We start from the raw sequence: 13,222 nt of genomic DNA, 5'->3' as shown, positions 1-13,222 counted from the left end.
CAAGGGAGGCGCGGTGAGTGCTGGCGAGTCCCAGCCCTGGGCCCCGTCGCGCGCCCCGTCCTGGTTGCGCCCACTGGTCGACAACGTCGAGAAGTTGCCGACGGCCTACCTGCACCGGTTGCCCGCCGATGTTCGCGCGATGATCACGGCGGCCAACACCAAGGCCAGCGTCACCGGACGGCGGCGCGATGCGGCCGTGCTGGTGCTGTTCTCCGGACCGCCCGGCGGCCCGCCGGAGGCGATATCGGAATCGGCTGACCTGCTGGTCACGGTGCGGGCCGCGACGCTGCGCCATCACGCCGGCCAGGCCGCATTCCCGGGCGGAGCGGTCGATCCCGACGACGACGGGCCGGTTGCCACCGCGTTGCGGGAGGCCAACGAGGAGACCGGGATCGACCCGGTCCGGGTGCACCCGTTGGTCACGTTGGAGAAGATCTTCATCGCCCCCTCGGGGTTCCAGGTGGTGCCGGTGCTGGCCTACTCCGAGGATCCCGGGCCGGTGAGCGCGGTGGACCCGGGCGAGACCGCAATCGTGGCCCGCGTTCCAGTCCGGGCATTCATCAACCCCGAGAACCGGTTGATGGTTTACCGTGATGCGCGCAGTCGGCGTTGGGCTATGCCGGCTTTCCGGCTCAACCAGATGCTGGTCTGGGGATTCACCGCCCAGGTGATCTCGGCGATGCTGGATGTGGCCGGCTGGGCACAGCCCTGGGACACCAGCGAGGTACTTGGCCTGGACGAGGCCATGGCGCAGGTTGGAAGAGAAGGCGGGATATGACGTCGTCGCAGTGGCTGGACATCGCCGTGCTGGCGATCGCCTTCGTTGCCGCAGTGTCCGGCTGGCGCTCCGGCGCGCTGGGCTCCCTGCTCTCTTTCGTCGGGGTCGCCTTAGGGGCGATGGCCGGGGTGCTGCTGGCCCCGCACCTGATCGAGAGCGTCTCCGGTGCTCGACTGAAACTGTTCGCCGCGCTGTTCCTGATCCTGGCCATGGTCGTCATCGGGGAGGTCGCCGGGGTGGTGCTGGGCCGGGCGGTGCGCGGCGCGATCCGCAACCCCGGTGTCCGGGGAGTGGACTCCGTCATCGGGGTGGTGCTGCAGCTCGGGGTGGTGCTGATCGCGGCCTGGCTGCTGGCCACCCCGCTGGCCGCATCCGATCAGCCGAACCTGGCCGCCGCCGTCAACGATTCGCGAGTGTTGCGTCAGGTCGACGATGTCGCGCCGCAGTGGCTCAAGAATGTGCCCCGGCGGCTCTCGGCGGTGCTCGACGATTCCGGGCTGCCCGCCGTGCTGGAGCCCTTCAGTCATGCCCCGATCGCCGCGGTGGATGCCCCGGATCCGGAACTGGCCGCCAGCCCGGTGGTGGAAGCCACCGCGCCCAGCGTGCTGCGGATCCGCGGCGTGGCGCCCAACTGCCAGAAAGTGTTGGAGGGCACCGGATTCGTCATCTCACCGAATCGGGTGATGACGAACGCGCACGTGGTGGCCGGCTCGGACAACGTCACCGTGGAGAGCGGCACCAAATCGTATGAGGCCACGGTGATCTCCTTCGACCCCAAGGAAGACATCTCCATTCTGGCGGTGCCCGATCTGCCGTTGCCGCCGTTGGCGTTCGCCTCCTCGCCGGCGGCGCCTGACACCGACGCACTGGTGCTGGGCTACCCCGGCGGCGGCGTTTTCGAGGCCACCCCGGCTCGAATCCGTGATGTCATCAATCTCGAGGGTCCCGACATTTACCGCAACGCGACTGTCACTCGCCGGGTGTACACCATCAGAGGCACTGTGCAGCAAGGTAATTCCGGTGGTCCCATGATCGACATGGACGGCCGGGTGATCGGCGTGGTGTTCGGTGCGGCGGTCGACGACGCTGACACCGGGTTTGTGATGACCGCCGAGGAGGTGGCGGGTCAGCTCGCCCGCATCGGCGACACCCAGCCGGTCTCGACGCAGACCTGCGTCGGGGGAGAGTGAGCTAGGCGAGAAACCGCATCAGGTGGTCGTTGACCACCTCGGGCGCCTCTTCGTGGGCGAAATGCCCCGCACCGGGCACCGACATGTACCGTCCGTGCGGCGCGTACTGGCGGGTCTTGTTGACCGGGTCGGCCAGCACGTAGGGGTCGTCCTCGCCGCGTAGGTGCAGCAGCGGAATGTTCAGCGTGCGCAGGTCCAGCGCCTTCATGAATCGTCGGCCCTCAGCCCGGAACTGACTGCGCACGGCCCAGCGCTGGTATTCCAGCGCGCAATGCGCCGCCGACGGAATCTGTACCGCGGTGCGCAGGTGCCCGATGGTTTCGGCGAAATCCTCCGTCGCCTGCCACTTCGCCCCGGCTCTACTACGCACCAAGCGCTCAAGCTCGGCTCCGTCGCGGCGGGTCAGGGAGCGCTCCGGCCAGAACGGCACCTGGTACCGCAGCAACCACGGCAACAGCGCTCCGCCCTGATCGGCGTGGGTCAGCGCCGAGCGGCGCAGCGCCGCCGGATGCGGCGAGCTGACCAGGGCGATGTCGCGCACCAAGCGGGGATGCAGGAGCGCGGTCGCCCAGCACACCAGGCCACCGTCGGCGTGGCCGACCAGGGTCGCCGAGGAGTGCCCGAGGGCCCGGATCAGCCCGGCGGTGTCGCCGGCCAGCGTCCAGCCGTCGTAGCCGCGGGGAGGCTTGTCACTGCCGCCGTAGCCGCGTAGATCGACTGCCACGACCCGGGCGTCGTGCAACCCACGCAACTGATGACGCCAGGTCCACCAGAACGAGCCGAACCCGTGCAGCAACATCACCAGCGGCCGCGAGGTCGGCGGGGCATCGGCGTTGGCCGTGTCTTTGCCGACCGTTGTCGCCTCGACGACATGGAAGCGAATGCCGTTGGCGTGGATGTCCCAGTGTCGCCACGGCCCGTCGATGCGGGTGATCGACGGATCCGGTGGCGGCACTACCAGCCCGAGGGATCGGTGGTCGGCCTACCGGGCGAGCCCGCCGACGAGCCGTGCAGGCGGTCCGGGTCGGGACGCAGCGCGTCGCGGGCCTCACGCACCGATTCGATCGTTTGGCGCGGCCCGCGGATACGACGCACCCGCAGGAAACCGAGCAGCGCCAGGGCCACGGTCACCACCAGCATGATCCCGAACACGATCAGGTAGGCGGCCCAATCCTGCAGCCACATGTTGAGCAGCTCGGCGACGAAGAAAAAGAAAAAGAAGGTGGAGTAGAACAGCACGACCAGGGCCGCGATGAAGAACACGCTGCCGGTCAGTCCCCGCTTGACGTCGCGAGTGATCTCGGCGCGGGCCAGTTCGACCTCCGCGCGCACCAGCGTCGACATCTGCGCCGTGGCGTCCTTGACCAGATCACCCAAGGACGGGTCGGCGGGCAGCGCATGCGGGTCGGCCAACGGGATGGTCGCCAAGGTGTTGGGCACGCCGTTGCGGTCCGCCCTGGCGGCGCGTGATGCATTCCTGCGATCGGCCTTGCTCACTGGCTGTCCTCCCGTTCGCCGTCGTCGCGGCTTAATGTTGCCATGCGGTGGCTGACCCCACGAGTGACCCCGGAAAAGCTGCGGCAGATCGCGGGGCCCGATGGCCGTAGTCCGCGGCGTGCCCAGCCCCACCGTGTCTCCCAGCGCGGCTAGGCTGTTTATTACCACCGGGGGTGGGGTTGATCGACGGGAGAACCGCAGTGCAGATCGCACACCACTGGTTGCTGCGTGCCTTACCGGCGCTGCTGGTCTGGGCGAGCTGTACCGCGTTGGCCACGGTCGCCGCACCGGCGGCTCGGGTAGCCGCCGATGACAAGGTGGTGATGGGCGGGGGAGCCGGAATCGTCGTCGACGACGACACGCTGTGCACGCTGACCTCGATCGGCCATGACAAGACCGGTGCGCTGATCGGTTTCACCTCAGCACACTGCGGTGGCCCGGGCGCCCTGGTGGCCGCCGAGGGCTCAGAAGGCAACGGCACGATCGGTCACATGGTGGCCGGCAATGACGGCCTGGACTATGCGGTGATCGAGTTCGACCCGAACAAGGTGACGCCGGTGCCCAACTTCGGCGGCTTCGTGATCGCCGGCATCGGGCCGGACCCCATGTTCGGTCAGATCGCCTGCAAGCAGGGCCGCACCACCGGCAACTCCTGCGGCATGACGTGGGGGCCGGGCCAAGACCCGGGCACCATCGTGATGCAGGTTTGCGGACGGCCCGGCGACTCCGGCGGGCCCGTCGTGGTGAACAACATGCTGGTCGGCATGATCCACGGGGCATTCAGCGACGCGCTGCCGACCTGCGTGATCAAGTACATCCCGCTGCACACCCCCGCGGTCGTGGTGTCGATCAACGCTGTGCTGGGCGACATCAACGCCAACGACCGGCCGGGCGCGGGCTTCGTCCCGATCGGCTAGGCGATCGCAAGTGCGGCGGGTCGCCGCAGTGGCTTAGTCGGCGGCCCGGATCGCGTCGAACACGCTGGGGTCCACCAGGGTTGAGGTGTCACCGAGTTCGCGACCGTCGGCGATGTCGCGCAGCAGCCGCCGCATGATCTTGCCGCTGCGGGTCTTGGGTAGCTCGGGGACGATATGGACGTTGCGCGGCTTGGCGATTGGCGAGATCTCCACGGCGACACGCTCGCGCAGGTGGTCGACGATCGTGCCGCCTACGTGACTGTGGGATGCCGCCAGCACCACGAACGCGCAGATCCGTTGGCCGGTCTGGTCATCGATGGCGCCCACGACGGCGGCCTCGGCCACCGCTTCGTGACCGACCAGCGCGGACTCCACCTCGGCGGTGGAGATGCGGTGTCCGGACACGTTCATCACGTCGTCGATCCGGCCCAGCACCCAGATGTCGCCGTCGGCGTCATAGCGGGCGCCGTCACCGGCGAAGTACCAGCCCTGCTCGGCAAAGCGCGACCAGTAGGTCTCGACGAAACGCTCTGAGTCGCCCCAGATCCCGCGAGTCATCGACGGCCACGGCTGATCAATGACCAGGTAGCCCGACACCGGTTCGCCGGCAGCATCATCCGGCGACAACAGATCGCCGTGATCGTCGACGATACGAGCGGAAATCCCGGGCAGGGGAGTCATCGCGGCACCCGGCTTGGCCGCGGCCACACCGGGCAGCGGGCTGATCATCGCCGCGCCGGTCTCGGTCTGCCACCAGGTGTCCACCACCGGGACCGCATCCGCGCCGATCACCCGCCGGTACCAGCGCCAGGCCTCCGGGTTGATCGGTTCGCCGACCGAACCCAACAGTCGCAGACTGGACAGATCATGGGCGTCGGGGACCTCACGGCCCCACTTCATGAACGTGCGGATCAAAGTGGGTGCGGTGTAATAGATTGTCACACCGTACTTTTCGATGATCTGGAAGTGCCGGTGGTGATCCGGGAAGTCCGGGGTGCCCTCATAGATCACCTCGGTGGCGCCGTTGGCCAGCGGCCCGTACACCGCGTAGGTGTGGCCGGTGACCCACCCGACGTCGGCAGTGCACCAGAAGACGTCGGAGGCGGCCTTGAGGTCGAAGACGTAGTGGTGGGTGTAGGCCGCCTGCGTCAGGTAGCCACCGCTGGTGTGCACGATGCCCTTCGGCTTGCCCGTGGTTCCCGAGGTGTACAGCAAAAACAGCGGCTGCTCGGCCTCGAACGCCTCGCACGTGTGCTGCGGTGACGCCGGATCCACCACGTCGTGCCACCACAGGTCGCGGTCCGGGGTCCAGGACACCTCGCTACCGGTGCGGCGCACCACCAGCACGTGCTCGACACTGCTTTCTTCGGGGGCTGTGCCTAAAGCCTCGTCGACCGCGGGCTTGAGCGGTGCCGGCTGGCCGCGGCGGAACTGCCCGTCGGAGGTGATGACCAGCTTCGCCTCGGCGTCATCGATGCGGGAGCGCAGCGCGTGCGCGGAGAAACCGGCGAACACCACGGTGTGCAAAACGCCCAACCGCGCGCACGCGAGCATCGCGATGACCGCCTCGGGGATCATCGGCAGGTAGATCGCCACCCGGTCGCCGGCGACCAGCCCGAGCCCGGTCAGCGCGTTGGCCGCCCGGGAGACCTCGGCCAGCAGGTCCGCGTAGGTCATGGTGCGGGTGTCACCGTCGGGCTCGCCCTCCCAGTGAATCGCCACCCGGTCGCCATGGCCCGCTTCGACGTGGCGGTCCACGCAGTTGTAGGCGACGTTGAGCTTGCCGTCGGCGAACCAGCGGGCGAACGGGGCGTCTGCGTAGTCGAGCACCTCGGTGAAAGGTGTTGCCCAGCTCAACCGCTTGGCCTGCTCGGCCCAGAATGCGAGTCGATCGGATTCGGCTGCACGGTACAGGTCGGGACCCGCGTTGGCCTGGGCGACGAACTCGGCGGCGGGCGGGTACGACGGCGCTGAAGCGGCTGGGGTTGCGGTCACGGTCTCCGAGCCTAACCACCGCGGCGGTAGTGTCACAGCCCGTGACCACCGCGGAGGATCCACTGGCCCCGTTAGTTCAGCTGCCCGGTGTCTCCGATGCCAGTGAGCAGGTGCGTGACGAGTTGGCGCGGGTGCATCGGCACAAGACCAACATGCGGGGCTGGCCGGTCAGCGCCGCAGAGGCTTCCCTGCGGGCGGCGCGGGCGTCGTCGGTGCTCGATGGGGGCCCCGCGGCCGTGGACGCCGACGCGACCTCCGACCCGGTGTTCGCCGGTGCCCTGAGGGTGGCCCAGGCGCTGGAAGGCGGGGAGACCACCCTGGTCGAGGTGTGGCGGCGTGCGCCGCTGCAGGCCCTGGCCCGGCTGCACGTGTTGGCCGCCGCGGACCTCGTCGAGGAGGAGCGCCTCGGTCGGCCCGAAGGCGGCGCGGCCGTCGGCCGCCGACTGGAGATGCTGGCCGACCTGGCGACCGGCGGTACGTCGGTGGCCGCCCCGGTCTTCGCCGCGGTGGTGCACGGCGAACTTCTGACGCTGGCACCGTTCGGCAGCGCCGACGGCGTGGTGGCTCGCGGCGCCGCCCGGCTGGTCACCATTGCCAGCGGGTTGGACCGCCATGGGCTGGGAGTTCCGGAGGTGACTTGGATGCGCAAGGCGCGCGACTACCGGCGGGCGGCGGAGGATTTCGCGAGCGGTTCGGCCGAGGGTGTCACGGCCTGGTTGCTGCTGTGTTGCGGCGCGATGCGCACCGGTGCGCTCGATGCGCTGGGGATTGCTGAAGCCGGTCGCTAAGGGCCGGTTCGGGCTGCCTGACGACGGCCCAGAACGAACGAAGCGGGCGGCGCTCCGAATGATTCGGCTCGCCGCCCGCTAGCACGGTACACGGTTACCAAGCGTCCAACTTGGGCTGCGTGGGTGGCCTCGGCGCTCCTGCGGGGTTCTTCGGCTGCAACCCCACCCAAAGGGCTGCTGACACCGATCACGTTCCGCAATTACGCAGGCCCGCAACACTTCTGCCATCTTCGCGGCTGTGGCTCCGCGTGGGTACCGCTCTCCGTACTGGGAAGTGCGGTTCGGGAGGTCGATCCTTCTCTTCCGGGTCGACCCTGGCCTTACCGGCTTCCGTGCTTCCTTTGTACTACGTGACGCACGACACAGCAAGGGTCAATCGCATACGGTGTGTGCCGTGTCATCGGATTGTGATCAGCGATGTTTGCTGAAGGCCGTATCACGGCACCAGTCGGCGCAGTAGGGAGTAGGTCAGCGCGCCGGCGGCCAGTGCGCTGACGCCGACCGCGGCCGTGGTGGCGAGCGCGGCACCGGAGGGCGCCGGGATGCGGTCACGCAGCGACACCGGCCGAGAGAAGGTCAGCACCGGCCAGCCGTTGGCGATCGCCTCTTTGCGTAGCGCTCGGTCGGGGTTCACTGCCGACGGATGCCCGACCACCTGCAGCATCGGTAGGTCGGTGATCGAGTCCGAGTAGGCGTAGCAGTGCTCCAGCGGGTAGCCCTCGCGGGCGGCCAGCTCGCGGATGGCCTGCACTTTGCCTTCGCCGTAGCAGTAGAACGCGATCTCGCCGGTGTACTTGCCGTCGGCGACGACCATCCGGGTCGCCATCGCATGGGTTGCGCCCAGTGCCCGGGCGATAGGCGCCACGATCTCCTCTCCGGAGGCCGAGACCACCACCACGTCGCGGCCGCAGAGTTTGTGATCGGCGATCAGCTCGGCCGCCTCCGCGAAGATCAGCGGCGTGACGATGTCGTGCATTGTCTCGTTCACGATCGCCTTGATCTGTTCCACGTTCCAGCCGGTGCACATGTTGGTCAGGTGGGCGCGCATGCGCTCCATCTGATCGTGGTCAGCGCCGGACAGCAGCATCAGGAATTGCGCATAACTCGACTTGAGTACGGTGCGACGGTTGATCAGTCCCTGATCCATAAAGGGTTTGCTGAAGGCCAGCGCGCTGGACTTCGCAATGACCGTCTGGTCGAGGTCCAGAAACGCCGCCGTGCGGGTTCTGGGGGCCGTGAAAGGTGCCGCAGGGTCGGCAGCTGACGTAGGCGCTGACTGTGGCTGCGGAGTGGAGGCGGTCACCGCCACAGCATAGGTCCGAGAGGTCTGCTAACCCGGTGCTACGGGAGAAAGAGCACTTCACACGTAGTGCGAGATATAGGTCGTCATTTCATAGCAACACTTGCAAACACTTGCGCCGGACCACCCTCTCGTGTGTATAGTGGCATCACTCGGCTTATGCTGAGGGTGTATCGGCCCGACCCCCCGGGGTTGATACGCGACGACCTCCGCCTCCTCCCCCCCTGGCGGGGGTCGTCTTTTTTTACCGGTAAGTTGTTCGCCGGAAGCCTCTCGCACTGACTGGAACATGTTACAGATCCGGCTTTCCATACCATTAGTCTGATTTGACCGATAAAGCATAACTTTGAGTTATCCACAGCCGGGAATTTCATCCACACTTGCCGGGAAGCGGAGGCTGTAGCGCGAGTTGTCGCGCCACGATGAGGCGGTGAGTGCAGCCACCGGTCTCTTGGCCCTCGTCACCCAGACGGCGTTGCGCGATGAACTGGACCGGGTGGCCGCGGCGGCGGGTATACGCGTCATCCACCTTGGCGCCGCGATGCCGAACCGCCGGGCCTGGTCGGCTGCTGCGGCCGTGGTGCTCGACGAGGAGGCTGCCGCCCGCTGCGGCCCGGCCCGGCTGCCGCGCCGCCCCTACGTCGTCGTGCTCACCGGCGGCCAACCCACTACCCGCGCCTGGCAAGCCGGCGTCGCCGTCGGGGCGCAACGGGTGCTGGCGCTGCCTGCCGAAGGCAACGACCTGGTTGCTGAGCTGGCCGAGGCTGGTGAGTCGGTGCGGGACGGGGCGCGTCACGGCGACGTCATCGCGGTGATCGGCGCACGTGGGGGAGCGGGCGCATCGCTGCTGGCGACGGCGCTGGCCCAGCAGGCAGGTGAGGCGCTGCTGGTCGACCTCGACGCTTGGGGCGGGGGCATCGATCTGCTGGTGGGCACCGAGAACGCTGCCGGCCTGCGCTGGTGCGACCTGGCGCAGCACAGCGGGCGGCTGACCTGGCCGGCACTGCGTGAAGCGCTGCCCCGTCAGCGCGGGGTGAGTGTTCTGTCGGGCGCCCGGCTGGGTGACGCCGCCCGTGGGGCCACTGAAGTCGACGCCGGAACCGTCGACGCCGTGGTGGACGCGGGCCGTCGTGGCGGGGTCACCGTGGTCTGCGACCTGCCTCGGGTGCTGACCGATCCGGCCGAAACCGCACTGAGCGCCGCCGATCTCGTGGTGGTGGTCAGTTCCTGCGACGTACGGTCGTGCGCGGCCGGAGCCGCCATCGCGCCGCGGCTGCGCGCGGTGAACCCGCAGGTCGGCATGGTCGTGCGCGGACCGGCGCCCGGCGGACTCCGTGCCGCGGAGGTGGCCGAGATCGTCGGACTGCCCCTGCTGGCCGCATTGCGGGCCGAACCACAACTGGCCGAGCGAATCGAACACGCGGGTCTGCGACTGCATCGCCGCTCCGCGCTGGCGGTGGCGGCCGGCCGGGTCCTCGAAGTGTTGCCCCAGCGGAAGGCCTTGGCGTCATGAGGGATTCGCTGATCGACCGGGTCCGGGAGCGGCTGGCGGCTGAGTCTTGGGAGGCCCGGGGGGCGGCCTCGGAGCTGCGCCCACAGGCGGTGGCCGCAGCGATCCGGGCCGAATCCGGCGGGGTGCTCGGCGACACCGAAATGTTGTCCAGCCTGCGGGTGCTGCAGACCGAACTGACTGGCGCCGGCGTGCTGGAACCACTGCTGTGCGCCTCGGGCACCACCGACGTCCTGGTCACCGCCCCCGATGCGGTGTGGGTCGACGACGGGGCGGGACTGCGGCGCACCGAGATTCGGTTCGCCGACGAAGCCGCGGTACGACGGCTGGCCCAACGACTGGCGGTGGCCGCGGGGCGCCGGCTCGATGATGCGCAGCCCTGGGTCGATGGGCAGCTGCACGGCTTCAGCGCCGGGGGCACCGGCGACTTCACCGTGCGCCTGCACGCGATCCTGCCGCCGGTTGCGGCCGACGGGACCTGCCTGTCGCTGCGGGTGCTGCGGCCGGCCACCCAAGACCTCGCCGCACTGACCGCCGCCGGCGCCATCGCGCCGCAGGCAGCCGCCCTGCTGTCCGACATCATCACCGCCCGGCTGGCGTTTCTGGTCTCCGGCGGCACGGGCGCCGGCAAGACCACCCTGCTGGCCGCCCTGTTGGGCGCAGTCAGCGAAAACGAGCGGGTGGTCTGCGTCGAGGATGCTCCCGAACTGCAACCGCGCCACCCGCATCTGGTCCGGCTGGTGGCGCGCGCGGCGAACGTCGAAGGCGCCGGCGAGGTGGGCTTGCGCGAGCTGGTCCGGCAGGCGCTACGGATGCGGCCGGATCGGTTGGTGGTCGGCGAGGTCCGGGGCGCCGAAGTGGTCGACCTGCTGGCCGCATTGAACACCGGACACGACGGCGGCGCCGGAACGGTGCATGCCAACAATGCGGCCGAGGTGCCGGCTCGCCTGGAAGCGCTTGCCGCACTGGGTGGTCTGGACCGTACCGGCCTGCACAGCCAGCTGGCGGCGGCCGTCCAGGTGCTGATGCACGTCGCACGCGACCGCGACGGCAAGCGGCTGCTCACCGACATCTCGATGCTGCGCCGCACCGACGCTGGACAGGTGCGGGCCGCGCCGGTGTGGCAGATCGGGCGTGGATTGACCGGCCACGCCGTCGAATTCCGCGCCCTGCTGCGCGATCGGATGCCCGCGTGAGCGGCCCCGCGGCCGCCGCACTGGCGTTGGCCGCGGCGGTACTGCTCGGTGCTTCGCCGCGCCGCCGCATCGCACCGATCGGCCGTCCGCTCCGCGGTTCGGTCGCCGGGTGGGCCGGACGTTGGAGTGTCGTCGGCGCGGTGGCCGGTGCCGCTGCGCTGGCCGCGCTGGTTCTGCCGCGGAGCACGTGGCTGGCCGGAGTCGTGTTGGGGGCCACTGCAGTCCTACGTCGCCGGGGTGGGCTGCGCCGCCGGCGGGCCGTCGCGGAATCGCGCGCCCTGGAAACCGCCCTGGACGCCCTGGCCGGTGAGCTGCGCGTCGGAGCACATCCGGTGCAGGCCTTCGCTCTTGCGGCTGCAGAGTCGAATCACCCCGCGGTGGCCGCTGGCCTGGGTGGCGTCGCCGCTCGGGCACGACTGGGCGCCGATGTCGCGACCGGCCTGCGTGACGCAGCCGCATCCTCGGCACTGCTCACGCGGTGGGAGCGCCTCGCCGCCTACTGGGAACTCGGGGGACAACACGGCTTGGCGATCGCCACCCTGATGCAAGCCGCGCAACGCGATATCGCTGCCCGGCACAGATTCTCGGCGCAGGCCCAAGCCGGTATGGCCGGCGCTCGGGCCTCGGCGACGGTCTTGGCTTGTCTACCGGTACTGGGTGTGCTGCTGGGTCAATTGATCGGAGCTCGGCCGGTCGCCTTTCTGCTGGGCGGAACGGGGGGCGTGCTGTCGCTGATCGGGGTGAGCCTGGTCTGCGCCGGGCTGCTGTGGTCAGACCGGATCACCACAGCGGCGGGGGGTGTCATATGACCGCCACCGCGTTGTTGCTGGCTCTGGCAGTGCTCGCCGCAGCAGGACCGGCGACGGTGCGGTCGCGGGCCGGGCTGCCGCGGCCAGATCGTCCGCCGACCCGCCGCGCAGTCCCGGGCACCGACACGCTGGCGCTGGCCGCCGACCTCGAGGTGTTTGCGCTGTGTCTGACCGCGGGAATGTCCGTCTCCGGCGCGGCCACGGCCACCGCCCGGCACGCGCCGCCGGTGCTGGCGGCGCCATTGCGCCGAGGCGCCGAGCTGCTGGCGCTGGGTGCCGAACCGGGCATTGCCTGGTCGGCGCCGAATGGCCCGGCATCCGCGGAGCTTGACCCGACAACCACCGCGGTACTGCGTCTGGCCCGCCGTTCGGGGTCCTCGGGTACCGCACTGGCCGCCGGGCTCGGCGAACTTGCCGCACAGTGCCGAGACGAGGCCGCGCATGCGGCCACGGCCGCCGCGGAGCGGGCCGGGGTATTGATCGCCGGCCCGCTCGGACTGTGCTTTCTGCCCGCATTCGTGTGCCTGGGCATCGTGCCGGTCGTGGCCGGATTGGCCGGCGACGTGCTGCGGTCGGGACTGCTGTGAGCGGGCGGTGCTTCGCGGACCGACCGCAAGAACACCGAAGAAGGTTACCGATGAAGGAGGCTGTATGAGAATTAAGGTATTACAGGCGCGCAACATGTTTCGTGTCCTTTCCCTGAAGATGGTGCTGCTGGCAGCCGACGACTCCGGGATGTCCACGGTCGAATACGCAATCGGGACGATCGCTGCCGCGGCCTTCGGCGCGATCCTGTACACGGTGGTCACCGGTGATTCGATCGTGTCGGCACTGAACCGCGTCATCGGACGTGCGCTCAACACCAAGGTCTGACGGGTGGTGAGCGGTCGTGCACGACTTGTCGAGGACTCCGGCGCCAGCACGGTCGAAGCGGCGTTTGCGCTGGCTGCCCTGGTCTCGGTGCTGGTGCTGTGCCTGGCCGGGATCACCGCGGTGTCCGCCCAACTCCGCTGCGTTGACGCCGCGAGAGAAGCCGCCCGGTTGGCGGCCCGCGGAGATGCCGCCGCGGTCACCGCGGTGGTGGGACGAATCGCACCTGACGGTGCGACGGTCCGGCTGCGCTCCGAAGGTGACTTGGTGGTTGCCCGCGTCACCGCTCGACCGGCTCTGTTGCCCGGCATGGCGATCACCGCCGAGGCGGTCTCGGCGCTCGAGCCGTCACGGTGAAGCCGGCGGGGCCAC

General features: G+C 69.3%; 14 protein-coding genes. 10 read left to right on the top strand and 4 right to left on the bottom strand.

Annotated features, from left to right (window positions below; all coding sequences use genetic code 11):
• Nucleotides 1–13: 13 nt before the first annotated feature.
• Nucleotides 14–778: an NUDIX hydrolase gene (locus BN4346_RS44095; protein ID WP_067976696.1), complete on the top strand. Its 765-nt coding sequence runs from the start codon at nucleotides 14–16 to the stop codon at nucleotides 776–778.
• Nucleotides 775–1,968, top strand: coding sequence for an acid resistance serine protease MarP (gene marP, locus BN4346_RS44090; protein ID WP_067976559.1), 1,194 nt, complete (start codon nucleotides 775–777; stop codon nucleotides 1,966–1,968). Before BN4346_RS44095 ends, marP begins: the two co-directional genes overlap by 4 nt.
• A 1-nt stretch (nucleotide 1,969) precedes the next feature.
• On the opposite strand, the gene BN4346_RS44085 is transcribed toward marP, so the two are convergent.
• Nucleotides 1,970–2,923, bottom strand: coding sequence for an alpha/beta fold hydrolase (locus BN4346_RS44085; protein ID WP_067976558.1), 954 nt, complete (start codon nucleotides 2,921–2,923; stop codon nucleotides 1,970–1,972).
• The gene (locus BN4346_RS44080; RefSeq protein ID WP_067976557.1) at nucleotides 2,923–3,465 is read right to left on the bottom strand and encodes a phage holin family protein; all 543 of its coding nucleotides are present in this window, start codon (nucleotides 3,463–3,465) and stop codon (nucleotides 2,923–2,925) included. Before BN4346_RS44080 ends, BN4346_RS44085 begins: the two co-directional genes overlap by 1 nt.
• A 200-nt stretch (nucleotides 3,466–3,665) precedes the next feature.
• Here BN4346_RS44080 and BN4346_RS44075 point away from each other — a divergent pair, with 200 nt between their 5' ends.
• Nucleotides 3,666–4,382 (top strand): chymotrypsin family serine protease, encoded by a 717-nt coding sequence (locus BN4346_RS44075; RefSeq protein ID WP_078058834.1) that lies wholly within the window; start codon nucleotides 3,666–3,668, stop codon nucleotides 4,380–4,382.
• A 33-nt stretch (nucleotides 4,383–4,415) separates the two neighbouring features.
• Here BN4346_RS44075 and acs read toward each other — a convergent pair whose 3' ends face one another.
• A complete protein-coding gene (acs, locus tag BN4346_RS44070; RefSeq protein ID WP_067976555.1) occupies nucleotides 4,416–6,377 on the bottom strand; it encodes an acetate--CoA ligase in 1,962 nt (653 codons plus the stop codon).
• Between the two features lie 41 nt (nucleotides 6,378–6,418).
• Here acs and BN4346_RS44065 point away from each other — a divergent pair, with 41 nt between their 5' ends.
• Nucleotides 6,419–7,165, top strand: coding sequence for an oxidoreductase (locus BN4346_RS44065; protein WP_067976553.1), 747 nt, complete (start codon nucleotides 6,419–6,421; stop codon nucleotides 7,163–7,165).
• Between the two features lie 436 nt (nucleotides 7,166–7,601).
• Here BN4346_RS44065 and BN4346_RS44055 read toward each other — a convergent pair whose 3' ends face one another.
• Nucleotides 7,602–8,468 (bottom strand): HAD-IB family hydrolase, encoded by an 867-nt coding sequence (locus BN4346_RS44055; protein WP_067976694.1) that lies wholly within the window; start codon nucleotides 8,466–8,468, stop codon nucleotides 7,602–7,604.
• Nucleotides 8,469–8,895: 427 nt separating this feature from the next.
• On the opposite strand from BN4346_RS44055, the gene ssd reads away from it, so the two are divergent.
• The 6 genes from ssd (at nucleotide 8,896) to BN4346_RS49245 (ending at nucleotide 13,207) form a co-directional block, all read left to right on the top strand.
• On the top strand, nucleotides 8,896–9,978 hold the full coding sequence (ssd, locus tag BN4346_RS44050) for a septum site-determining protein Ssd (protein WP_067976551.1): 1,083 nt from the start codon (nucleotides 8,896–8,898) through the stop codon (nucleotides 9,976–9,978).
• Nucleotides 9,975–11,171, top strand: coding sequence for a TadA family conjugal transfer-associated ATPase (locus BN4346_RS44045; RefSeq protein WP_067976549.1), 1,197 nt, complete (start codon nucleotides 9,975–9,977; stop codon nucleotides 11,169–11,171). The genes ssd and BN4346_RS44045 overlap by 4 nt, the downstream gene beginning before the upstream one ends.
• A complete protein-coding gene (locus BN4346_RS44040) occupies nucleotides 11,168–11,980 on the top strand; it encodes a type II secretion system F family protein (RefSeq protein WP_067976548.1) in 813 nt (270 codons plus the stop codon). The genes BN4346_RS44045 and BN4346_RS44040 overlap by 4 nt, the downstream gene beginning before the upstream one ends.
• A complete protein-coding gene (locus BN4346_RS44035; protein ID WP_167666266.1) occupies nucleotides 11,977–12,567 on the top strand; it encodes a type II secretion system F family protein in 591 nt (196 codons plus the stop codon). Before BN4346_RS44040 ends, BN4346_RS44035 begins: the two co-directional genes overlap by 4 nt.
• Nucleotides 12,568–12,661: 94 nt before the next feature.
• Entirely contained in the window at nucleotides 12,662–12,853 is a 192-nt protein-coding gene (locus BN4346_RS44030; RefSeq protein ID WP_096867736.1) for a DUF4244 domain-containing protein, read from the top strand.
• Between the two features lie 6 nt (nucleotides 12,854–12,859).
• Nucleotides 12,860–13,207, top strand: a complete 348-nt coding sequence (locus BN4346_RS49245) for a TadE family type IV pilus minor pilin (RefSeq protein WP_067976692.1) — start codon at nucleotides 12,860–12,862, stop codon at nucleotides 13,205–13,207.
• Nucleotides 13,208–13,222: the final 15 nt, after the last annotated feature.

The sequence above is a fragment of the Mycolicibacter icosiumassiliensis genome (genome assembly GCF_900078685.2).
Classification (GTDB): Bacteria; Actinomycetota; Actinomycetes; order Mycobacteriales; family Mycobacteriaceae; genus Mycobacterium; species Mycobacterium icosiumassiliensis.
The sequence above is the reverse complement of the archived record's forward strand: the minus strand, read 5'-3'. Positions and strand labels throughout refer to the sequence as shown.